At 62.2% G+C, this 21,098-nt stretch carries 22 protein-coding genes and 2 pseudogenes; 18 read left to right on the forward strand and 6 right to left on the reverse strand.

Going from position 1 to position 21,098, the window contains the following annotated elements; all coding sequences use genetic code 11:
- Nucleotides 1–137 precede the first annotated feature (137 nt).
- The 14 genes and pseudogenes from F6X39_RS10655 (at nucleotide 138) to F6X39_RS10720 (ending at nucleotide 13,208) form a co-directional block, all read left to right on the forward strand.
- Complete coding sequence (locus F6X39_RS10655; RefSeq protein ID WP_187616587.1) at nucleotides 138–1,010, forward strand: FAD binding domain-containing protein; 873 nt, start codon at nucleotides 138–140, stop codon at nucleotides 1,008–1,010.
- Nucleotides 1,011–1,017: 7 nt separating this feature from the next.
- A complete protein-coding gene (locus tag F6X39_RS10660; protein WP_187616588.1) occupies nucleotides 1,018–1,506 on the forward strand; it encodes a (2Fe-2S)-binding protein in 489 nt (162 codons plus the stop codon).
- Nucleotides 1,499–3,853 (forward strand): xanthine dehydrogenase family protein molybdopterin-binding subunit, encoded by a 2,355-nt coding sequence (locus tag F6X39_RS10665; protein WP_187616589.1) that lies wholly within the window; start codon nucleotides 1,499–1,501, stop codon nucleotides 3,851–3,853. The genes F6X39_RS10660 and F6X39_RS10665 overlap by 8 nt, the downstream gene beginning before the upstream one ends.
- 14 nt (nucleotides 3,854–3,867) lie before the next feature.
- Complete coding sequence (locus F6X39_RS10670; protein ID WP_187616590.1) at nucleotides 3,868–4,749, forward strand: NAD(P)-dependent oxidoreductase; 882 nt, start codon at nucleotides 3,868–3,870, stop codon at nucleotides 4,747–4,749.
- A gap of 9 nt (nucleotides 4,750–4,758) precedes the next feature.
- Nucleotides 4,759–5,208: a CoxG family protein gene (locus tag F6X39_RS10675; protein ID WP_187616591.1), complete on the forward strand. Its 450-nt coding sequence runs from the start codon at nucleotides 4,759–4,761 to the stop codon at nucleotides 5,206–5,208.
- 44 nt (nucleotides 5,209–5,252) lie between these two features.
- Nucleotides 5,253–5,564, forward strand: a complete 312-nt coding sequence (locus F6X39_RS10680; protein ID WP_026226227.1) for an NIPSNAP family protein — start codon at nucleotides 5,253–5,255, stop codon at nucleotides 5,562–5,564.
- A gap of 86 nt (nucleotides 5,565–5,650) precedes the next feature.
- Nucleotides 5,651–6,529: an SDR family NAD(P)-dependent oxidoreductase gene (locus F6X39_RS10685; RefSeq protein ID WP_262413859.1), complete on the forward strand. Its 879-nt coding sequence runs from the start codon at nucleotides 5,651–5,653 to the stop codon at nucleotides 6,527–6,529.
- Nucleotides 6,530–6,731: 202 nt separating this feature from the next.
- Nucleotides 6,732–6,977, forward strand: a pseudogene (locus F6X39_RS36740) (SMP-30/gluconolactonase/LRE family protein); the annotation flags it as partial.
- 503 nt (nucleotides 6,978–7,480) lie between these two features.
- Nucleotides 7,481–8,614, forward strand: a complete 1,134-nt coding sequence (locus F6X39_RS10695) for an alpha-D-ribose 1-methylphosphonate 5-triphosphate diphosphatase (protein ID WP_187616682.1) — start codon at nucleotides 7,481–7,483, stop codon at nucleotides 8,612–8,614.
- Between the two features lie 65 nt (nucleotides 8,615–8,679).
- Nucleotides 8,680–9,579 (forward strand): phosphate/phosphite/phosphonate ABC transporter substrate-binding protein, encoded by a 900-nt coding sequence (locus tag F6X39_RS10700; RefSeq protein WP_187616593.1) that lies wholly within the window; start codon nucleotides 8,680–8,682, stop codon nucleotides 9,577–9,579.
- 173 nt (nucleotides 9,580–9,752) lie between these two features.
- Nucleotides 9,753–10,436 (forward strand): phosphonate ABC transporter ATP-binding protein, encoded by a 684-nt coding sequence (locus tag F6X39_RS10705; protein WP_262413860.1) that lies wholly within the window; start codon nucleotides 9,753–9,755, stop codon nucleotides 10,434–10,436.
- 14 nt (nucleotides 10,437–10,450) lie between these two features.
- The gene (gene phnE, locus F6X39_RS10710) at nucleotides 10,451–11,233 is read left to right on the forward strand and encodes a phosphonate ABC transporter, permease protein PhnE (RefSeq protein WP_262413861.1); all 783 of its coding nucleotides are present in this window, start codon (nucleotides 10,451–10,453) and stop codon (nucleotides 11,231–11,233) included.
- Between the two features lie 114 nt (nucleotides 11,234–11,347).
- Nucleotides 11,348–12,010 carry a DapH/DapD/GlmU-related protein gene (locus F6X39_RS10715; RefSeq protein WP_187616596.1) on the forward strand — a complete coding sequence of 221 codons (663 nt, stop codon included), beginning with the start codon at nucleotides 11,348–11,350 and terminating at the stop codon, nucleotides 12,008–12,010.
- 181 nt (nucleotides 12,011–12,191) lie between these two features.
- Entirely contained in the window at nucleotides 12,192–13,208 is a 1,017-nt protein-coding gene (locus F6X39_RS10720; protein ID WP_187616683.1) for an aldo/keto reductase, read from the forward strand.
- A gap of 131 nt (nucleotides 13,209–13,339) precedes the next feature.
- Here F6X39_RS10720 and F6X39_RS10725 read toward each other — a convergent pair whose 3' ends face one another.
- Entirely contained in the window at nucleotides 13,340–13,567 is a 228-nt protein-coding gene (locus F6X39_RS10725) for a hypothetical protein (RefSeq protein ID WP_410450018.1), read from the reverse strand.
- Between the two features lie 74 nt (nucleotides 13,568–13,641).
- Nucleotides 13,642–13,962, reverse strand: a complete 321-nt coding sequence (locus F6X39_RS10730; RefSeq protein WP_187616597.1) for a DUF4148 domain-containing protein — start codon at nucleotides 13,960–13,962, stop codon at nucleotides 13,642–13,644.
- Nucleotides 13,963–14,288: 326 nt separating this feature from the next.
- Between F6X39_RS10730 and F6X39_RS10735 the strand changes: the two genes are divergently transcribed.
- Nucleotides 14,289–14,597 (forward strand): putative quinol monooxygenase, encoded by a 309-nt coding sequence (locus F6X39_RS10735; RefSeq protein WP_121324335.1) that lies wholly within the window; start codon nucleotides 14,289–14,291, stop codon nucleotides 14,595–14,597.
- A gap of 290 nt (nucleotides 14,598–14,887) precedes the next feature.
- Nucleotides 14,888–15,580, forward strand: coding sequence for a TetR/AcrR family transcriptional regulator (locus F6X39_RS10740; protein WP_187616598.1), 693 nt, complete (start codon nucleotides 14,888–14,890; stop codon nucleotides 15,578–15,580).
- 222 nt (nucleotides 15,581–15,802) lie between these two features.
- Here the strand turns inward: F6X39_RS10740 and F6X39_RS36745 are convergent, their stop codons facing one another.
- The gene (locus tag F6X39_RS36745) at nucleotides 15,803–16,198 is read right to left on the reverse strand and encodes a hypothetical protein (RefSeq protein WP_262413895.1); all 396 of its coding nucleotides are present in this window, start codon (nucleotides 16,196–16,198) and stop codon (nucleotides 15,803–15,805) included.
- Here F6X39_RS36745 and F6X39_RS10745 point away from each other — a divergent pair.
- Entirely contained in the window at nucleotides 16,085–17,668 is a 1,584-nt protein-coding gene (locus F6X39_RS10745; protein WP_262413890.1) for a methyl-accepting chemotaxis protein, read from the forward strand. The two genes, F6X39_RS36745 and F6X39_RS10745, sit on opposite strands and share 114 nt — an antisense overlap.
- A 210-nt stretch (nucleotides 17,669–17,878) precedes the next feature.
- Nucleotides 17,879–18,625 carry a GntR family transcriptional regulator gene (locus F6X39_RS10750; protein ID WP_187616600.1) on the forward strand — a complete coding sequence of 249 codons (747 nt, stop codon included), beginning with the start codon at nucleotides 17,879–17,881 and terminating at the stop codon, nucleotides 18,623–18,625.
- A gap of 232 nt (nucleotides 18,626–18,857) precedes the next feature.
- Here F6X39_RS10750 and F6X39_RS10755 read toward each other — a convergent pair.
- The 3 genes and pseudogenes from F6X39_RS10755 to F6X39_RS10765 form a co-directional block, all read right to left on the reverse strand.
- Nucleotides 18,858–19,166: pseudogene (locus F6X39_RS10755) on the reverse strand (DUF3772 domain-containing protein); the annotation flags it as partial.
- Between the two features lie 37 nt (nucleotides 19,167–19,203).
- Nucleotides 19,204–19,590: a nuclear transport factor 2 family protein gene (locus F6X39_RS10760; protein ID WP_184059839.1), complete on the reverse strand. Its 387-nt coding sequence runs from the start codon at nucleotides 19,588–19,590 to the stop codon at nucleotides 19,204–19,206.
- A gap of 75 nt (nucleotides 19,591–19,665) precedes the next feature.
- A complete protein-coding gene (locus F6X39_RS10765; RefSeq protein ID WP_187616601.1) occupies nucleotides 19,666–21,012 on the reverse strand; it encodes an MFS transporter in 1,347 nt (448 codons plus the stop codon).
- Between the last annotated feature and the right edge of the window lie 86 nt (nucleotides 21,013–21,098).

A 21,098-nucleotide genomic window follows, 5' to 3' on the forward strand; every position in this document is an offset into this window, starting at 1 on the left:
CTGGAGCGAATCATGAGCAGCGTCAAGCGAATCGGGAATGGCCGTCGTCGATTGCCTCGGTTATCGGCGGGCGGGGGCTGTCGCGGGTTGCCGGTCTTCGCCCGGAATTGCGGCCTGAGTCCGCGGGCGCAAGGCATATGAAACCCGCCGCATTTTCGTATCACCGGTCGCACACGCTCGACGACGCACTGTCGCTTCTTGCTCTTCACGGTTTTGACGCCAAGCTGATCGCCGGAGGACAAAGCCTCGGGCCGATGATGAATATGCGCTTCGCGCAACCGGCGCACCTGGTCGATCTGAATGCGCTGCCTCAACTCAAGGGCGTCACGCTTGAAACCGATACGCTAGCGGTCGGCGCAATGACGCGCCATCACGAACTGGCCACCAGCAACACAGTACGCGCTGCTTGCCCGCTACTGGCTGAAGCGGCGGCGACGATCGGACATTACGCCATCCGACAGCGCGGGACACTCGGCGGCAGTCTCGCGCATGCGGACCCCGCGGCGCAATTACCGCTCATTGCGAGCACGCTAGGCGCACGCATCGAGATTGTCGGGCCGGCCGGCAGCCGACAGGTGTCGGCGGCACAGTTTCTGATCGCGGTGATGACCACCGATCTGGCGGTTGACGAAATCATTCGCACGGTGCGCTTTCCGACGGCGTTGTCCGGCGAGCGGCATGCCTTCGAAGCATTTAGCCGACGACACGGCGATTTCGCGATCGCGGCTTGCGCTGTCACCGCCGTGCTCGCGGATGACAGGTTCGCCTCGTTGCGGATCGGCGTAGGCGGTGTGGCAGATGTGCCGCTGGTGCTTGACGACATCGCTGCGGGATTCGTCGGCGAAACGGCCGATGCGCCGAGCGTCGGCAGGATTGCCGAGGCAGTCGCAAACGCCGTCGAGGTGCACGATCAGCCAGGCATTAGCGCCGCGTATCGGCGCGACCTCGTCAAGGCGCTCATCGCTCGAGCATTGCAGCGGATAACCGCTGGCGTTACACAACCCGATTAGGCCGTTCATGGAAAAGACAGCAATTTATCTGAGTGTGAACGGTGCGCGCCATGATGTGCATTGCGAGCCTCGCAAGCTATTGTCCGATGTGCTGCGCGAAGATTGCCGGCTGACGGGCACGCATGTCGGATGCGAGCACGGTGTGTGCGGCGCATGCACCGTGTTGATCGATGGTCGTCCGGCACGCTCATGTCTGGCTTACGCCGTGCAGATGGATGAAGCGCAGATCACGACCATCGAGGCGGTAGCGCAAGACGGTCGTCTGTCGCCGCTCCAGCAGGCGCTGCATGAGTGCCACGGTCTGCAGTGCGGGTTCTGCACCCCCGGCATCGTCATGACATTTGAAGCGTACCTGCGCGAGAACCCGTGGCCATCCGAGGCCCAGGTGCGCGAGGTGCTGTCGGGCAATCTGTGCCGCTGTACCGGATATCAGAACATCGTGCGGGCGATCCTGCTCGCGGCCGAGCGGATGCGCGCGGAGACGGTCGATGTCTGAGCAGACGTTTCGTTACCTTAACAAAGCGACGCCTCGCACCGAAGACTATCGGCTGCTGACAGGCTATGGCCGGTATCTCGACGACATCGAGATACCCGGTGTCCTTCACGTGTGCTTTGTTCGCTCGCCGCACGCTCATGCGCGGATCGTCTCCATCGATATTCACGGCGCCGCCGCAATGCCCGGCGTCGTAACCGTCATCACGGGCGTGGAACTCGCGCAGTGGACTACACCGTTCCGTGTCGCACCACCCGTCGAAGGACTGAAGCCCGTCGAATTTGCAACGATGCCAGTGGACACAGTGCGTTTTCAGGGCGATCTGATCGCTTGCGTCGTCGCGACGGACCGGTACCTCGCTGAAGACGCTGCCGAGCAGGTGCTCGTCGAGTTCGAGCCGCTGCCCGTGGTAACAGACATGTGGCAGGCGCTGGAGCCCAACGCGGCGCAAGTCGACCCGGCCGTGCCAGGCAACCTGGTCTCGCACCAGACCTATGTGCATGGCGACCCTGAGCGCGCCAACAGCCGGGCCTTCCGGATAGTCGAAGCGACCTTCCAGCAGCAGCGCCAGACCCATGTGCCGATCGAAACCCGCGGCTGTGCAGCGGTCTGGGACGCCGGACGGAACCACCTGACGTTCCATATTGGAACGCAGGTGCCACATCCTTTGCGCACTCAACTGGCGCAGCGCCTCAAGCTCGACGAGTCTCAGGTGAGCGTGATTTCGCCCGATGTCGGTGGAGCGTTCGGACAGAAAATCGCCTTGTACCGCGAAGAGTTGACGGTTGCTGCGCTGGCTCGCCAATTGAAACGGCCCGTGCGCTGGCGTGAGGATCGCCTCGAGAACCTGACGGCGGCCGCCAATTCGCGTGAGGACTTCTGCCGCACCCGCGCAGCGGTCGATGAGCGCGGCACGCTGCTCGCTCTCGAACTCGAACTCCGCGAAGACTTTGGCGCCTATTGCTTCTTTCCTGCCAACTATCTGGCGCGCGTCATTGCGATGATCCTGAGCGGACCGTACCGGCTGCAGGACTACGCTTTCGATGTGAAGGTCGTGCTCAGTCATAAATGTGGCAATGCACCGATGCGCGCGCCGATGTCCATCACCAGCTGGGTGATGGACGGCACGCTGGATGCAATCGCGCGGGAACTGGCACTCGACCCGGTCGAGGTACGCCGGCGCAACCTGCTGAGTCCGGCAGAACTGCCGTACCGCACTGCTACGGGAGAATGTCTGGACGACATCACGCCGACCCAGACGTTCGAGGCCTTGCTGTCGGCGCTCGACTACGCGGGCTTTCGCGAGCGCCAGCAGGCGGCGCGCGCAACTGGCCATTACCTGGGGCTTGGCCTGTGCAACGTGGTGGAACCGACCACGTATGGTTCGCGCTTCTATAAGGCCGCGGGAATTCCCGGTTCGGGGCACGAGGCAAGCTGGATCCGTATCGAACCAGGCGGGGTGGTGAACGCGTCGGTCGGTCTAGGGCCCAGCGGCCAGGGCTATGAAAGCGCGATGGCCAACGCGGTGGCGGAGGGCCTGGGCGTGCCGCCGTCGAGCGTGCGCATTCATATGGGCCACACTGATATCGCACCATACGGTATGGGCAGTCGTGGCGCCCGCAGCGGCACGGCAGGCGGCGGCGCGCTTTACCTGTGCGCACTCGACGCACGCCGCAAGGTGCTCGCGATCGCCGCCGGTTGCCTTGGTTTGGCGGACGAGCAGTCGCTGCGCCTGATCGACGCGAGAATCGAGCGTCGTCGCGCGCACGAGTGGATCGACACAGGTTTGACGCTTGCCGACGTGGCGCGGCGTGCGTATCTGGATCCCACTGCGTTGCCGCAAGGTTTGACGCCGGGCCTTGAATTTCACCTGACTTACGACCCTCCGGCCATGACCTATTCGAATGCGGCTCATGGATGCGAGATCGAGGTGGACGTCTTGACCGGCGCAATCCGTATCGCGCGTTACGTCGTCGCCGAAGACTGCGGCACGCTGCTCAATCCCACCGTGGTGGAAGGGCAGCAGCATGGCGCCGTGGCGATGGGACTGTCGGGCGCGCTGTTCGAGCAGATGCGTTACGACGACTCAGGACAGAACGTGACCGGCTCACTCGCCGACTACCTGATCGCTACTTCAACTGAATTGCCCAACTTCGAGATCATCCCGCTGCATACGCCTGGCAAGTCGACGGCGGCCGGCATCAAGGGGATGGCCGAAGGCGGGGTGATGGGAGCGATCGGCGCATTGACCAACGCGGTCAATGATGCGCTGGCGCCATTTGGCGTCGTTGCCGACCGTCATCCACTGACTCCCATGCTATTGCGCGACTTGCTGCGCGACAAACTCTGAACGGACCAACCTTCATGAATCAATCTACAGGCAAACCCGCGATTGGCTTTATCGGCCTTGGCATCATGGGTTTCTCGATGGCCTCGCGGCTCGCCGCCGCCGGCTATCCGCTGCATGTCTATAACCGTACGCGTGCGAAGGCTGAGCCGCTCATCGAGGCCGGCGCGACCTGGCAAGCGACCCCGCGGGCGCTCGCCGAGGTATCGGACGTCGTGTTCACGATTGTCGGCACCCCCGCGGACGTCCGCACACTATATCTGGGCGACGACGGTCTGATCGCGCATGCGCGGCGCGATGCGGTGCTGGTCGACATGACGACGTCGAGTCCAAAACTGGCCGAAGAGTTGGCCGCGCACGCCGCTGAGCGCGGGGTGCACATGCTGGACGCGCCGGTATCGGGCGGCGACATCGGTGCGCGCGAAGGGCGCCTGTCGATCATGGTCGGCGGCGCAAGCGCTGTGCTCGCACGCGTGGAACCGATGTTGCGCTGCCTCGGCACCAACATCGTCCTGCAAGGCGGCCCGGGTGCGGGTCAGCACACGAAGCTGTGCAATCAGATCGTCATTGCGTCGACGATGATGGGCGTGTGCGAAGGGCTCGCCTATGCGCACAGCGCCGGCCTGGATGCCGACACCGTATTGAGCGCGATTGGCGGAGGCGCGGCGGGTGGATTCCAGCTGAACAACCTGGGGCCGCGTATTGCCAAGGGCGATTTTGCACCCGGTTTCTTCATCGAGCATTTCATCAAGGACATGCGGATTGCGCACGAGGAAGCGCGGAGCATGGGACGTGAATTGCCGGGTCTGGAACTGGTGCGCGTAATGTACCAGGAGTTGGCCGAGCGGGGCTGCGCGCGCAACGGCACGCAGGCGCTGTTCAAACTCTACGAGCGCTGAGCGGCGACGATGAAGTTGACAGATCAAACCATCCTGCCCGTGCCCCCTGAAGCCGCATGGCGTGCATTGAACGATCCCGTAGTACTCGAAGCATGCCTGCCTGGCTGCAAAGCGCTGAAGAGGCTCGACGACCTGCATTTCGAATCGACCGTGCAGATTCGCGTCGGCCCGATGTCGGCGACCTTCAAAAGCAACGTCGAATTGTCGGATCTCGATCCGCCCAGGGCCTATACGATTGCCGGTATGGGCAGTGCGGGTGCGCTGGGTTTTGCCAAAGTCACGGCGCGCCTGCAACTTGAAGCGCAGGGGGATACGACCGTGCTGGTGTACGACGCTGACGTCGAAATTGGCGGGAAGCTGATGAGCGTGGGGTCGCGCCTGATCCAGTCCGCCGCGAGCAAGAATCTCGACGAGTTCTTCAGCGCGCTGAAGGTGCACGTCGAAAGCCACGCGGTCTGACGGCGCCGTGCTGTGAAAGAGTACCGATCGACACAGAGGGAATCATGCTGGTAGAAATGCGTACGTATCAGATAACGGCAGGAAAGGCAGGCGAGTTCCTGGACATTTACGAGCGCGAAGGGCTTGGCATCATCAGTCAGTACGCCCGGCTCAAGGGTTGCTGGACGAAGGACTCAGGCACGTTGAACTCGATCGTGTTCTGCTGGGGCTATGAGGACTACGCGCATCGGGCAGCGCAGCGCGCGAAACTCGCAGCCGATCCACGCTGGCAAGCTTTCACGCCGCGCATCCTGCCATATCTCGTCCATCAGGAATCGGTGTTTCTGTCGCCAGTGCCGTTTTGCCCGATGGACTGAGGTGAGTGACGAATTTCCCGGCCGCGCGACCTATCGACGTACCTGCCGTTTGGCGGTCTGCTTGTGAGGTGGCGGGCTGACGTTCTATGACGTATCAGAAAGGACTATTGATGACACACTTTACTTTCACTCCCGGATCCGTCGCCGTCGTGACAGGCGGCGCTGCCGGCATTGGACTCGCCTCGGCGAAGCGGTTCGCGCAGCTCGGGCTTCGCGTGTGCATCGCGGATCTGGGTGAGGACCGCCTGGCGCACGCGAAGCAGGCGATTGCCAGCGTGGCTGCTGAAGGCGCGAAGGATGTACTGGCCGTCGAGACGGACGTCAGCCGCCTCGAAGACCTGGTCCGCCTCGAAGCAGCCGTTCGGGATCGCTTCGGCGGCACGGATATCCTCATGAACAATGCGGGGATTCAACCGGGTAGCGCCATGTTCGGCGCGGCCGCTAACTGGGAGCGGGTGCTCGACGTCAACCTGTGGGGTGTGATTCGTGGCACTCAGACCTTCGTGCCCGCGATGATCGCGCGCGGACGCCCGGGTCTCGTCATTAACACCGGTTCGAAGCAGGGCATCACGACGCCGCCCGGCGACCCGGCTTATAACGTCTCCAAGGCCGGCCTGAAGGCGTTTACCGAAGCACTGCAGCACGAGTTGCGCAATACGCCAGGCTGCCGGATCAGCGCGCATTTGCTGATCCCTGGCTTTGTGTTTACGGAGCTTGCCGCGCAAGGTCGTACCGAGAAACCGGCCGCTGCCTGGACGCCCGAGCAGACTGTCGATTTCATGATCGAGCGACTGGGTGCCGGCGATTTCTACATTCTGTGCCCCGACAACGATGTGCCTCGCTCCCTCGACGAGCGACGCATCCTTTGGGCTGCGGGAGACATTGTAGAGAATCGCCCCGCGCTATCGCGTTGGCATCCGGACTACGAGCAGGCGTTCGCAGCGTATATCCAGAAGAACGACTGACTTGCCCGCCCCGCAAATCGTAAATGGAAGATGGGAGATGGTAGAGATTCCAAGGTGGCGACAGAGCGAAACCTATCCCGATCCGTCGGTGGAGGTCCTCGATCCGCGCTTTCTGAAATATCGCATTACCAATGCCGCAGTGGAGCGCCTTGCGACTGGAATGCGCTTTGGTGAAGGGCCCGTGTGGTTCGGCGACGGCGAGCACGGCGCGCCGGATGGCTTCCGCTGCGACACCGACGGCAACCTGTGGGCCGGCTGGGGTACAGGACCGACGTTGAACGGCGTGATGGTGTTCGCACCGGACGGCGAGGCCATCGGCCGCATTGCGCTGCCTGAACGCTGTGCGAACCTGTGCTTTGGCGGCGCAGCGCACAACCGCCTGTTCATGGCCGCCGGCCAGTCGCTCTACGCGCTTTACGTGGATGCCAAGGCGGCCGTCCCAACATGAGCCAGTGTTGAGGCAGCCAGCTTCAGCATTGCGACTGCCCTCGATGCTCATCGACGACGAATGGCGTCCACTTGCGATGCCCCTGTCCACCTCGTCAATCAAGAATCTGTTCGATTTGCCGCTCCATTACAACGTTTACTCCGGGCTCGATTGAAACGCTCGGTGTTTGTTGTCGGTCGCTGTCATGGTCTTGTCATTCCGGTCGGGTGAAATGAATTCGCAGTCGTGCATGGTAGAGCGCGGACCGTGATGAAGCCATCACGGTCGTGCTCGCGAAATCGGCCGGTTGGATCTTTCCCTAAACATCTAGACGTTTAGACGAAAGTGCGGCCAGCAACCGCTTTCTGGGCCGGCAGGAAACGCCCATGAAGCACGAGCGTCGCTTTCTGCCGGGCGGAGCGTCGAGATCGCGGACGCAACAGCACGACTCATCGCGTCGAATCACGACCAACGCTGCGTCGTACAGCAGCACGCTAAAGCCGACACACATACGGAGCATGTCGATGCTGATCAGGAACGCTCGCGTCGTCACGCGGGACGAGGAATTTACGGGAACCTTGCGGATTGAAAACGGCGTCATTGTCGACCTTGAACGGGGCACGACGTCGGCTGCCGAAGCCGAAGACTGGAACGGTGACTATCTGTTGCCGGGCCTGGTCGAACTACACACAGACAATCTCGAGAAGCATCTGGCGCCGCGGCCGGGCGTGAGATGGAATATCGACGCGGCGTTGGTGATTCATGACGCACAGGTGGCCGCGGCGGGCATCACAACCGTATTCGATTCGCTCAGGATCGGCGCGCGTTCGGACGTCGACATGCACAGCCGGGATCTTCAGACGCAGTGCGTGGAGGCACTCGCGCGCCTGTCCGCGTGCGAGTTGCTGCGTGCCGAGCATTTCCTCCACCTACGCTGCGAAATCGCCGCCCCCGACGTCGTGAATGTATTCGATTCACTGTGCACACATCCATTGCTGCGGCTCGCTTCGGTGATGGATCACACGCCGGGCCAGCGCCAATGGCACGATCGGGATCAATGGCGTCGCTGGCAGGAACGGCACGGCAAATTGACCGACGAACACTTCGCCGCAGTGATTGCTGAGCTTTCAGACGGACAGGAACGTTTCGCCGACCGGCACCGTCGCGAGATCGTTGCGCGCTGCATGGAGCTCGGCGTGCCGGTGGCGAGCCACGACGACACCGTAATCGAGCATGTTGAACAGGCAGCGGCCGAAGGCATCGTCCTGGCGGAATTCCCAACCACCCGCATCGCCGCGCAAGCCGCGCGCGAACACGGCATTGCAACGATTATGGGCGCGCCCAACGTCGTAAGAGGCGGATCGCACTCGGGCAACGTCTCGGCAATCGAACTTGCGAAAGCCGGACTGCTCGACATCCTGTCATCGGACTACGTGCCCTCGAGCCTGTTGACTGCCGCCTTCGAACTGGTCGGCAAGGCCGGCTGGACGCTGCCGCGCGCGATGGCAACGGTATCCGCGCAACCCGCGCGCGCAGTGGGGTTAGACGACCGCGGCGCCATCGCCCCCGGTTTGCGTGCCGATTTTGTGCGCGTGCGGATGCACGATGCGCTGCCTGTCCCCCGCGCGACGTATCGGGCAGGCGAGCGCGTTGTCTGATGCCCGGAACAAAGCAATCCGTTGTTGAGTCGCCTGGTCTGTACGAAACATAAATTGAGGAAAATATGAAGGTATCCAACTTTTTATCTGCAGCAGCTCTGGCCGTGAGTTTTGTCTCCGTTACCGCACATGCAGCGGGTATGTGTCCGAACGATGGTGTGATTCGCTTTGGTGTCGAACCTTACGAATCGGCTCAGCGCATGCTGCCGGTCTATACAGATCTCGCCAAGATGATTGGCGACAAGCTCGGCTGCACGGTGCAACTCTACGTCGCGACCAGCTACAACGCCGAGATCGAGGCAATGCGCAACAACAAGCTCGAATTCGGCGAATTCGGTCCGCTCGGCTACGTGCTCGCGCATCAGGTCGCGCACGCCGAAGCCGTCGCCACGTTCGCCGGCGAGCAGGGCAAGCCGGCCACTTACTACGCCTCCATCGTCACGTGGCCCGGCTCGGGCATCAAGACGCTGGGCGACATCAAGGGTCGCTCGTTCGCTTACGCCGATCCGGCGTCGACGTCCGGCCATCTGTTTCCCGCCTTCGGACTGAGCAAGAACGGCATCGATCCGGACAAGGGCGTAAAAGCGGTCTACGCGGGCAGCCACACGGCGTCGTTCGAGGCGCTGCGCAACCACAAGGTCGAAGCGGGGGAGCTGAACAGCGAAGAAATCGCCAGCGCCAAGCTACACAACGAATTCGATCCTGCGGCTTACGTGACGCTGTGGAAATCGGAACCGATTCCGCTCGACCCGCTGGCCGTGCGCGGAGACTTGCCGGCGGATTTCAAGGCCCGTCTGACCAGTGTGCTGAGTTCGCTCGATCTACGCCAATTACCGGAAGCCGATCAGAAGTTCCTGGCATCGAACCAAAACCCGGAACTGAAGACGGTGCCGCAAACGGATGCTGCTTATAACCAGATCCGCGATCTGGTTTCGACTCTTCACATCGACCTGGCAAAACTGTGAGCACTCTGTCCAGCACCTCGGGTGGCGTCCCGATAGATTCGGCGAGCCGGTTTTCAGCCGGCGCGTCGAGCCTACCCGGAACAGCACTCCATACGACGCGTGGGCCCGGTGTAAAGCTGGCTGTCCGTGATCTGACGATGCGTTACGCAAATGGCCACACTGCGCTGCGCGGCATGAATGTGTCGGTCCGCGCCGGTGAGCTGGTCGTGGTGCTGGGCAGCAATGGCAGCGGCAAGTCGACCTTCATGAAGTGCGTGGTCGGACTGAATCGGCCGACCACCGGGTCGGTCGAGGTGGCTGGACGCGATCTCGCCGCACTGTCGGGCAAAGCTTTGCGTGAGGCGCGTCTGCCGCTTGCGTTGATCTCGCAGAACGCCAATCTCGTGAAGCGGCGCAGCGTGCTGGCGAACGTCTGCTGCGGCGCGCTCGGCCGACACCGGACGCTGGCAACCGCGCTGGGTCGGGTGCCTCGCGAGGAGATCGATCCGGCGCTGTCCTATCTGGACGAGGTCGGCTTGCTGCATCTGGCGCGCCAGCGCGCCGGCACGCTTTCGGGCGGACAGGCGCAACGCGTGGCGGTGGCCCGTGCGCTGGCCCAACGTCCTCACGTCTTGCTCGCCGACGAGCCGGTCGCCAGTCTGGACCCCGAAGCAGCCGACGAAGTCATGCGGCTGCTGCGCCGCCTCGCCGACGAGGACGGTCTCGCAGTGGTGTGCGTACTGCACCAGCCCGAACTGGCGACGCGATATGCCGACAGACTGATCGGTCTGCGCGGCGGCCTACTTGAATTCGATCGGACGGCGTCGGCCGTCTCCCGTCAACAGATCGCGAGCCTTTATTTGGCCGAGGCGTCATGAGCAAGGTTCTTGAAATGCGCGCATCGACGGGCTCGTCGGGCGGCCGGACCATCTGGTCGGTGTGTGCCGCCGTCGTGCTGTTCGCGCTGTTTGTGCAGGCGTGGATCGTCGTCCAGGCCCGTCCGCAGGATCTGGTCACCGGTGCCCACGGTATGGTCGACATTATTTCGCGCGCCTTGCCGCCGGCGTTCGATCAGTTCGTCCCAAACTTGTGGCCGATTCTCGAAACGATTGACCTGGCGATTTTCGGCACGGTGTTCGGGGTGCTGCTCGCCTTTCCGCTGTCGATTCTGGCGGCCGCGAATGTCACACCGGCGCTGCCCCTGTACTACGCCGCGCGCGCGCTGATCGGCGTCACCCGGGCAGTGCCCGATCTGGTCTGGGCACTGTTGTTCGTCACGGCGGTCGGGCTGGGGCCGTTTCCGGGCGCACTTGCGCTTGCGGTCCATTCGGTCGGCATGCTTGGGCGGCTGTTCGCGGAAGTAATCGAAGACATGGATATGGGCCCCGTCGAAGCGTTGACGCTGACCGGTGCAGGGCGCCTGCAGGTGTTAAGCCATGCTGTCGTGCCGGGCGTGTTGCCCTCGCTGCTCGGCATTGGGCTGTTCCGCTTCGACGAAAACCTGCGCTCGTCGCTCGTGCTCGGCTTTGTTGGAGCAGGCGGAATCGGCTTCCAGCTGCTGACTGCAATGAACCTGTTCCAGTACCAGACGGTGTCGTTCCTGTTGATCGCCACCTTCGTCCTGGTCGTCTGTGCCGAACGCGTTTCCGCTTACCTGCGCAGCCGTGTCACCTGAACGCGGACCGCTCACCTGCGTCGCCGTCGCTCTACATGCCCTGGCGCGATCGTCATGGGAAGTGCGCAGCCGGCGGCCCGAGGCTCTCCTTATCATTGAAGCAAGAGAATCGATATGTTGATCAATCATGGCGTCGGCGTCGATCCGTGGGCGCTCGGTCGCGTTCTGTCGGAGCATCCGGAAATCCATGCAACGGCGGTAGTTCGCGCCAGCGACTTTGGCCGTTACACCTATCTCGGTCCGCGCAGCCATGTCGCCGAGTCCGTCATCGGCGACTACGGCTATGCGATGGGTGACAATCAGATCGCCCACGCACTCATTGGCAAGTTCGCCAATATCGCCACCGGCGTACGCATCAACCCGCCCAATCATCCTTCGTGGCGTGCGACCCACCATCACTTTACCTATCGCTCACGATCGTACGGATTGTCTCTCGACGACGACGCTGACATCTTCCAGTGGCGGGCCCAGGAGCCGGTCGAGATTGGTCACGACGTGTGGCTCGGCCACGATGCCATCATCATGCCCGGCGTGACGATCGGCACTGGCGCCGCGGTCGGCTCAGGAGCCGTTGTGACCAAGGACGTACCGCCGTTCGCCATCGTCGTCGGGGTGCCGGCGCGGGTGCTGCGTTTTCGCGTCGACGCGCGCACCTCGGAGCGCATGCAGCAGATAGCCTGGTGGGACTGGAGCGCCGAGCGCATTGACGCGGCATTGGCCGATTTTCGTGGGCTCACGGCGGCCGAGTTCGTGGAGAAGTACGACGGGCAAAAGTGAATGAATGAAGCGGCCGTTTCTCCGCGACGGGCGGAGCCTTGCACGGCCCTAATGGTGCGTTGCCCAGACGAGGGTGCCAACTGTCGTCGCTTCAATCACCTGGTCTCGACGTGCCCGTCTCTATGGATGTGTCACGTGGAATTCCCAGGTTAGATCCTTCAAACTAACGGAACAGTCTCATATGGAATTTCGCCAACTTGGCCGCTGCGGCCTCAAGGTTTCGACGCTGACGCTTGGGACGATGCTGTTCGGCGATCCGACCGACGAAGCAACCGCGGCACGCATCGTCGACCAGGCGCATGAACAAGGCGTCAACTCGATCGATACCGCCGACGTCTACGCTGGCGGTGAATCGGAGCGTGTCGTCGGGCGTTGCATCGCCGCCCGGCGCGATCGCTGGGTGCTGGCGACCAAATTTGCCAGTCCATTCGGCGATGGTGACGTCAATGCGCGCGGCGCGTCGCGCAAACACATGGTGCGAGCCGTTGAGGCCAGCCTCAAGCGCCTGAAGACGGACTATATCGATCTGCTTTACCTCCACGCTGAAGATCACGACACGCCGGTCGATGAAACGGTGCGCGCGCTAAATGATCTGGTCCAGGCCGGCAAATTGCGCTACTACGGCCTGTCGAACCATCGCGCATGGAAGATCGCCGAATTCAGTCATACCGCCCAGGCACTGGGTCTCGCTGCCCCGGTAGCCAGTCAGCCGCTCTACAACCTCGCGAATCGGCAGGCCGAGGCCGAACAGCTGACAGCCGCGCATCGTTACGGCCTCGGCGTGATTTCGTACAGCCCACTCGCTCGCGGCGTGCTGACCGGCAAATACGAATTGGGCGTGACGCCCGCGGCCGATACGCGTGCAGGGCGCGGCGACCGCCGCTTGCAGCAGGCCGAATGGCGGCCCGAATCATTGGAGCTGGCACGGCGCGTTCGCGAGCATGCAGAGGCGCGTGGACTGAGTGCGGGACAATTCGCACTCGCGTGGGTGCTCAACAGCAGCTATATCAGTTCAACCATCGCCGGACCACGCACCGTGGCGCAATGGGACGATTATCTGCCAGCTTTGAGCTATCGCCTGAGCGCCGAAGACGAAGACTTCGTCGACTCGCTCGTCACGACAGGTCACCCCTCGACCCCCGGGTTCAATGATCCCAAGCATCTTTTCTTTGGGCGGATTCCCCGTCACGGTTCGTAAGCCGGACACGCGCAGGAGAATTTCCAGAGTCGCGGCATTCCGAAGAGGTTCCGCCACATCGGACGGCTACGCGTGCTATCGACAGCGTGCGCAACCGGGTCACCCCTCACGGTTGCGCCCTGTGCAGGCCTTCAATTTGCGCCGTGCGCCATCGTTGTCGCGACGAGTGCCGGCGTGGCAGCCACCTGGGCGAGTTCATCGCTCGACCATCCGCCGCCCAGCGCATGCAGCAGTTGCACGTTGGCACTTAGCTGGCGTGTCTGGATATCGAGCACGCTGCGTTGTGCTTCGAGTACGACGGTCTGCGCCTGCACGACATCGAGGTAACCTACAGCCGTATCGTTCAGGATGATCGTCACTTACCTCTCGATGAAGATCGCTTTAGGTGGAGAGTCAAGCGACGATTCACGGATGACATGCACATGAAGGTGCATCAGTGACCAAAGTAGATCGAGTGAGCACCTGCGGGCGTCGACGGCGCACCCGACTGCGAGGAGCCGTTCATTGACACTCCGCCGACTGCCATGCTGCTCGGCGTCGTGGCATCCTGCGCGTGAATACGCGCCTCCGCAGCCTGAATATCGGTTGGATAGTGCAAGTCATTGGCGCTCGGGCGATACCCGGCCTGTTCGACTTGCACCAGGTCCGCGCGCACTTCGGCGCGCGTCAGCGGGGCAGTGACGTCCTGTGCAAAGGAGACTGCGGGGACGACGAGTGCGCTGGCAACCAACGCTGCATAGATCAGAGTCTTCATGGTGAATTACCTCTCAAGTTAATTGTGGTCAGCTTCAGGCACGATGAATGAAGCCTGGGGTCTCGCCGCGCCACCGCCGCGAGGGTGAGTAAGCTCTATTGTCCGCGGATGGGGTGACGCCAGGCTGACCTCTGCATTACGCCGCTGTCATGTTCAGATAGGCAAGAGCGTGCTGAGCGTCGCGATGTAGTGACGGATCGAATCGCTGACGAGCCACGTCGGAAGTGCGGTCTGAACTCGATGAGGCTCTATCGGCAAACGTACGCAAACGCGGCTATGATTTCACACGGCGATCGGCGCCGAAACAGAAAAGGAGAAGTACCCGGATGATCCATGTCATTGCCACAATCACTGCACAGCCCGGTCAACGCGAAGCCGTGCTGGCACTTTTCAACAAGAACCGGCCGGCGGTGTTGGCCGAAGAGGGGTGCATCAGCTACGAGGCCGTCATCGACGTACCTGAGTTCGGGACGATTCAGACACCGCTCGGCAAGGACACGTTCGCTGTCATCGAGCGCTGGGAAAGCGCGGAAGCGTTGAGGGCGCACGGGGCCTCCGCGCATATGGCCGAATATGGACACAATACGCGCCCGTTGCTCGTGAGCCGCGTCATCAACGTGCTTCAGGCTTGCTAAAGAGAGCGTTCGTGGCGGCCCGCCATCGGCTGGGCGGGATTCGATGCCAATGCGGGCGCCGTCACGCCGACTCCCATCACGATGCCTCCGTGGCAACGCGGACATGCACGAACATCCGGTTCCAGGTTAGTTGGCAGCAGCAAGGACGACGCTCGCTTCGCAACGGCTGAGATAATGCGAGGGTCACGCAGGGCAGCGCGGGACTGCCGCCCACGCCCGGGGTGTATACTTTATCAAAACGCAAATCGTCATGTGATGATAACAGCTATGATCCGGGAGCGTAGGGAGCGATGAAGACCAAAGGGACTATCGAGAAGCCGAGCCGTGGAACCGGCGCCGACCGCGTGGCGGTCAAGCGGCCGATGAAAAAAGCGCCGCAGCGTTTGCCGCGCGCCGAGCGTCAGGCGCGCGTGCTGGAGAAGGCCGCGGAATATTTCGCGGAGCATGGTCTCGGCGCACAGACCCGCGCCATCGCGGAAGCCTGCGGCGTATCGCAACGCTTGTTATATAGCCTGTTCCCGAGCAAGGCCGCTTTGATTGATGAAGTCTACAAGCGGGAAGTCGTCGGAATCTTCGACGCAATCTGGTTTGTTCAATTGCAAGACCGAAGTGTGCCGATTGAAAGCCGACTCAACCGCTTTTACTGCGAGTACTATGACACGCTCCTGACGCGCCGCTGGCTGAGGCTCTTCCTTTATTCGTCGCTCGAGGGCCTGCACACGGCGCCGGCCTATACGAACGCGATCGTCAGCCATGCGCTCGAGATCATCGTCACGGAGTCCGCGTATGAACTGGGTCTACGCATGCCCGCCGACCCGACTCAACTGGGCGAAGTGGGTTGGCTGTTACATGGCGCCGTGTCTCATCTGGCGATTCGCCGCCGCATCTATTCGAATGAAAACAGCATGCCCGCCGCAGCGGTGATTGCCATGCACGTGCGCGCCTTCCTGACGAGCCTGCCGAGCCTGCTGCCTGCGCTATAAACGCATTGCGAGTCGGCGCCGGGCGGCTCGCCGGTGTTATCGCTGCGATCGTCCGAGTCGTCTCCAGCGCAACTCGTCAGGTGACGATATACTCCTGAGAAATTGAACTGCGTTGCCGCGCAGGCGCCATGGCGGTTGCTCATTTGTGCCCGCGCCGTCTCCCGTTCGGGCTGAGCCGCCGTCGGTGCATAAGCAGTGTTTGGCTTACGCATGGCGGCTGCGTCATAAGTGTTCGCAATCGTCGCCATGAGGCAAACCAATTTCACGAACCGCCTGCGCCTCGGCACAATGCCATGACGCATCGTGGTGGCGTTTCAGGCGATATGTCAGACCGCGAGTCATTGCACGCTGTCTGCGAGCGCCGTCTTCGAAACAGCCGAAGACACGCGCAGCAAATAATGCATCTCTCACGAAAAAGGTGAACTCATGAGGACTACGGCGGGTTTGCGTGTCCACACCCAGTTGGTTGCCGGCTTCGGCATCGTCCTCTTCGCCCTCGTTGCGCTGACGGTCATCGCCATCACACGCGTCGAGTCCGTGCGGCAACGACTCGATCAGATCATCGACGTGAACGGCGTCAAAGAACGGTACGCCATCAACTTTCGCGGTAGCGTCCATGACCGGTCAATCGCCGTGCGCGATGTCACTCTCGTATCGCATGATGAGCTGCCGGCCGTCGTCGCGCATATCCAGCAACTCGCGGCGGATTATGACGAGGCGGCAAAGCCGCTTGCCGCCGTCTACGCGCAGCGCACCGACATCACCGCAGCCGAGCGCGCTATCTATTCGCGCGTGATCGCGGCGGGCAACAAGGCCACGCCGTTTATCGACGAGGTGATTGCACGGCAAACCTCCGGCGACACCGAAGGGGCACGCACCGTGCTGCTCCAGCAAGCGCGCCCCGCGCTGGTCGAGTGGCTCGCGGCGATCAACCAGTTGATCGACTTTCAGGAAGCACTGAACCGGCAGGGCGGCGCCGAGGCACGCCAGATAAGCGTCGATTTCCGCTTGATGATGCTCGCGCTGACAGGGCTTGCGTGCGTGATCGGTCTTGGCGTTGCGGTGCTTGTCGTGCGCAACATAGGCCGGTCGCTCGGCGCCGAGCCGCGGGAGCTGATCGCGTTCGCCGATGCGATCCGGCGCGGCGATCTTTCCCAGCGCGCCGAGTTGCGCACCGGCGATACGGGTAGCGTGATGGCGACTGTCGTGCGGATGAGAGAAGCGCTCGCGGACATCGTGGGACAGGTGCGCGATGGCGCCGATGCAGTCGCCGACATGAGTCACGCGATTGCCGCCGGCAATGCCGATCTTGGCGCGCGCACCGAGCTCCAGGCCAGCGCGCTCGAGCAGGCCACCGGCGCACTCAAGGAATTCGACGCGAGCGTGGCCACCAACGCTGCGAACGCGGGACACGCGGACGAGCTTGCCAGGCACGCCTCGGAAACGGCTGGGGAAGGCGGCATGGCGGTCGGCCGGGTGGTGGAGACGATGCATGGGATACGGGCGTCGTCGGCGCGCATCGCGGAGATCATCTCGGTCATCGACGGGATCGCGTTCCAGACCAACATCCTCGCGCTGAATGCGGCTGTCGAGGCCGCGCGGGCAGGTAGCCAGGGACGTGGTTTTGCCGTGGTGGCCGGCGAGGTCAGAGTCCTCGCGCAACGTAGCGCAGAAGCGGCGAAGGAAGTCAGGCAACTGATCGCGGCGAGCGACGCTCGCGTGAAAGACGGCGCTACCCAGGTCGATGACGCGGGCTCGACCATCACCGCGGTCGTGGGTTCGTCGGCGCGCGTCACGGGCATCATGAGCGAAATCCATGACGCGTGTCAGCAGCAAACGCTTCAGATCGGCGAGGTCCGCGAGATGATCGCAAGCCTGGAGCACAGCACGCAACAGAACGTCGCGCTCGTCCAGCAATCGGGCGCCGCCGTGGACGCCTTGAACCGGCAAGCACGAAACCTCCTTGGAGCGGTCAATCTTTTCTCCGTTGGGTCCGAACGCGGCTCGGAACTGAAATCGCCCAACCCACAGCAGCGCGATGCCACTGCGCGCAACCCGGCGCTTTCGCTCGCCAGCAGCCACTCGTGAGCGCGTGGCGGCATAACCCGATTTTCAATTCAATCGAAATCGTCCGCGCTGCAGGCGCGCGGACATCGATACGTTTCTGTCGGCTGTAAAGGCGTATTTCGCTCGCGGCTGATGTCCGTGCGATGCCGGTTTTTTCATCGCGTGTTGACATGGCGCGTTCGGGTCGGACAATAATCTCAGCCCCGACACTCGCCAACTCAGGTTCCAAGCGTGAACGACATCACCGGCATTCCCCCCTCGCGGGCTGATCATGTCTATGTCAGTGTCCGCGAAGATATCTTCGATATGCGCCTGCTGCCCGGCGACCGCGTGACGGAAGGCAGCATCGCCGAGCGTTTCGGCGTGTCCCGCACGCCTGCGCGCGAGGCCTTGCAGCGCCTGCAAAGCGACGGCCTGATGCGCGGCTATGTGCGCGGCGGCTGGGAAGTCGTGCCGGTCGATTTCAAGCGCTTCGAAGACCTGTATGAAATGCGCAAGCTGATTGAAACCTTTGCTGTCTCGAAGCTTGCGAGTGCCGAAGGGGAGCTCTCCGAAGGCGTCGCACAGATGCTCGGTCAGCTCGAACAAATCTGGAAGATCCCGCCTGTTCATCGTCGGCGTGACGGCCGCGAGATGGTCGCGCTCGACGAAGCATTTCATCACGCCCTCGTGCAGGCCGCCGATAACGCCGAGCTGACCAATGCGATGCAGCGCGTGACCGATCGCATCCGGGTCGTGCGGCGGCTCGATCTCGTGTATGGCGACTGCATCGACGAAACCTACGACGAACATGTCGCGATCCTCGATGCGATTCGTTGTCGCGAAACGGATCGTAGCGTTGCGTTGATCGCGCGCCATATCGAGGGTAGCCGCGTTGCGGTGCGCACCTTGACGGGCGAGCGCCTGCAACGCGCACGCACTGCAATGGGGCCGAATGCGGTCCCCTATGCACCACCCAGGTTGCGGGGCACCAGGTAGCGACATCGCCGCGCGTACCGAGCCGTGCGAAACCTATCTGGCGCGCATGAGCGGGCGACTCGCGTGCTGGCATGCTTCTCGCGTTAGTGATCGACGATCTGCAGTCCGGGAAGCATTATTAGTCCGAGCGGACCGCGTGAGTTGGACGCACTATGCCGCCGGATTTTTCGACGAAAACGCGCTGATCCCGCCTGGTTTCTTGACCGCCGGCTCGTTCCTGCTCCGGCGGACGCTAGACCGATAAGCTGGTTGTGGCAAAGGCGGCGCGACTCTGGTCATGCAGATTCCCGACCATAACGGTTTGCGGCTTCGACAGTGGGATCTTCGCCGCACGTAATCGCTTGAGGATTTCGAACAGCAGATCGCTCTTGATATCCCCCGTGATCCGGGGGCTGCGGACATAACCGGTGACGCTCAGCGTAATGCCGTCGGGCGTCAGTTGACTGAACATGACGGATGGCGCCGGATGGTCGAGAATCGACGGGTGCGCCTGACAGGCACGCAGCATAAGATCGCTAACCTGTTCAGGATCGGTGTCCAGGCTTACCCCGAGATGGACGGCAAGATAGGGATCTGCGTCAATCCGGCAAGCGCCCAGAATGGAGATGCAGCAGTTTCCAGCCGCCCTCGCGTTTGACCCAGATTTCAGTTATGAGCGCGCGAATGTTGAGCTCAGATCCATCGGTCCTGCGCACCAGGGATTGCTCGAGATGGCCCGTCGTGATCACTGTGTCTGGCAGGAACCTATACGCGAGCGGTTGCGGACGCACGATTTGACGCACCTTGATCTTCTCGGTAAGGAAGGACAGATACTCCGACTTGCCATGAACGTAGCCAGCTGAATGGACGAACGTCAGATCGTCGTCGAGTAGCGACGCGAGTTTGAGCAGGTCTCCAGCCACCGTGGCGTCGCAGCGCTGTTGTTCCAACGCCTCGACGGCGGCCTGAATGGACGCATCTTTCATCGTAAATCTCCCGAAAATACTGCATGGATACCTCTTGTGAGAGACGGTGCCGGCCGCGTCGTGGCTCGATTCGGCTCAACGCAACAGTTCGCCGCTCAGTCCATCTGTCTTTGAAGGCGGCCCGGCCCGAGACTTTCCCGTCGGCAACCCATAGCTCGCAAGCAGCGCGACCGTGCATGCGGCGATGACATACCAGGCTGGCGCTGCCAGGGAGCCGGTCATGCGAATCAGCATGGTCGCCAGCAAGGGCGCAAAGCCGCTGAATACGACAACGGCCAGGTTGTAAGCCAGCGCGATTCCGCTGAATCTGACCTGGACAGGGAATTGGTCGGCGAGCACCGACGCCCATGTCCCGCTTGCCAGTGAAAAAACCACGCCGGCAAGCACAAACAGCACCACCGGATTGACGGTATGACTCGCCAGCGCTTCATAGAACGGGTAGCTCAATGCGATCAGCAGCGCCGCTGACGCTCGAAGCAGGTACCGGCGTGGAATCTTGTCCCCGAGCCAGCCTGCGGCGAGGAGGCCGAGGGAACTGACGATCAGATAAGCGTTCTGGGCAATTGCCGCGGTCCGTGGTGCATAGTGCAGCTGCTGGACGAGGTAGGCGGGCATGTGGCCATAAAGTATGCCGTTGACGCCGGCCATCACGGCGATCGCCAGTGCCCCCGTCGCGACCGCTTTGCCATGACGTCGCAAGGTCTCGCGAAACGGCTGTTTGACGACAGCTCCTTGCATCTTCTTGAACTCGGGCGACTCGTCCAGATTACGGCGCATCAGGTAGGAAGCGATCCCGCAAACGCCGCCGAAAAGAAACGCGATCCTCCAGCCATACGCCGCCGCGTCCGTGGCGGACAGGTAGGTCTGGATGCCGAGGTTGACGAATGTGGCCAGCAAAACACCCAGGTTCACCGCGCAGATAATAATGCCCGCGGCGAGCCCCGCCCGATGCGGCGCGGCTTCCACTGCGTAGGTAATCGCGCCGGGCATTTCTCCGCCGACGCAAAAACCCTGAAGCATGCGCAGCAGGATCAACAGGATCGATGCAGTCATGCCCCAGCTCTGAAAGTTGGGCAGCAGACCAAGACAGATCGTCGCGGTCGTGACCACAATGATTGAGCCGAGAAACACTGGACGCCGGCCATACCGGTCGCCCCAGCTACTGAGCACAATGCCGCCGAGCGGTCGGATCACGTACCCGATTGCGAGCACGGAGAAAGTAGCCAGCATGCTGACCAGCGACGACGAGTTCGGGAAAAACTGGGCCGCGATGTTATGGGCAAAAAAGCCGTAGACGATGAAATCGTAAAACTCCAGCGAGCCGCCAAGGCTTGCAATGAGAATCATCTTCCACTGCGACCGGGACAAGCCGGATGGCTGTGAACGGTCGGCGCCGCCGACCGGGCTGTGGGATATTCCCATGACTCCTCCAATTTGATTATCGGATTCTTTGTCCGATGGTCTACGTGCGTCGACCGCGAGACATCTCGCGTGACAACGGGGGGTGC

The organism is Paraburkholderia sp. UCT2, from assembly GCF_014397665.1.
Classification (GTDB): Bacteria; Pseudomonadota; Gammaproteobacteria; order Burkholderiales; family Burkholderiaceae; genus Paraburkholderia; species Paraburkholderia tuberum.

Bases quoted from the DNA above. Each gene is read 5' to 3' on its own strand.
- F6X39_RS10655 (WP_187616587.1), top strand. From the start codon at position 138: ATGAAACCCGCCGCATTTTCGTATCACCGGTCGCACACGCTCGACGAC.
- F6X39_RS10660 (WP_187616588.1), top strand. From the start codon at position 1,018: ATGGAAAAGACAGCAATTTATCTGAGTGTGAACGGTGCGCGCCATGAT.
- F6X39_RS10665 (WP_187616589.1), top strand. From the start codon at position 1,499: ATGTCTGAGCAGACGTTTCGTTACCTTAACAAAGCGACGCCTCGCACC.
- F6X39_RS10670 (WP_187616590.1), top strand. From the start codon at position 3,868: ATGAATCAATCTACAGGCAAACCCGCGATTGGCTTTATCGGCCTTGGC.
- F6X39_RS10675 (WP_187616591.1), top strand. From the start codon at position 4,759: ATGAAGTTGACAGATCAAACCATCCTGCCCGTGCCCCCTGAAGCCGCA.
- F6X39_RS10680 (WP_026226227.1), top strand. From the start codon at position 5,253: ATGCTGGTAGAAATGCGTACGTATCAGATAACGGCAGGAAAGGCAGGC.
- F6X39_RS10685 (WP_262413859.1), top strand. From the start codon at position 5,651: ATGACGTATCAGAAAGGACTATTGATGACACACTTTACTTTCACTCCC.
- F6X39_RS10695 (WP_187616682.1), top strand. From the start codon at position 7,481: ATGCTGATCAGGAACGCTCGCGTCGTCACGCGGGACGAGGAATTTACG.
- F6X39_RS10700 (WP_187616593.1), top strand. From the start codon at position 8,680: ATGAAGGTATCCAACTTTTTATCTGCAGCAGCTCTGGCCGTGAGTTTT.
- F6X39_RS10705 (WP_262413860.1), top strand. From the start codon at position 9,753: ATGAATGTGTCGGTCCGCGCCGGTGAGCTGGTCGTGGTGCTGGGCAGC.
- phnE (WP_262413861.1), top strand. From the start codon at position 10,451: ATGCGCGCATCGACGGGCTCGTCGGGCGGCCGGACCATCTGGTCGGTG.
- F6X39_RS10715 (WP_187616596.1), top strand. From the start codon at position 11,348: ATGTTGATCAATCATGGCGTCGGCGTCGATCCGTGGGCGCTCGGTCGC.
- F6X39_RS10720 (WP_187616683.1), top strand. From the start codon at position 12,192: ATGGAATTTCGCCAACTTGGCCGCTGCGGCCTCAAGGTTTCGACGCTG.
- F6X39_RS10730 (WP_187616597.1), bottom strand. From the start codon at position 13,962: ATGAAGACTCTGATCTATGCAGCGTTGGTTGCCAGCGCACTCGTCGTC.
- F6X39_RS10735 (WP_121324335.1), top strand. From the start codon at position 14,289: ATGATCCATGTCATTGCCACAATCACTGCACAGCCCGGTCAACGCGAA.
- F6X39_RS10740 (WP_187616598.1), top strand. From the start codon at position 14,888: ATGAAGACCAAAGGGACTATCGAGAAGCCGAGCCGTGGAACCGGCGCC.
- F6X39_RS36745 (WP_262413895.1), bottom strand. From the start codon at position 16,198: ATGGACGCTACCGCGAAAGTTGATGGCGTACCGTTCTTTGACGCCGTT.
- F6X39_RS10760 (WP_184059839.1), bottom strand. From the start codon at position 19,590: ATGAAAGATGCGTCCATTCAGGCCGCCGTCGAGGCGTTGGAACAACAG.
- F6X39_RS10765 (WP_187616601.1), bottom strand. From the start codon at position 21,012: ATGGGAATATCCCACAGCCCGGTCGGCGGCGCCGACCGTTCACAGCCA.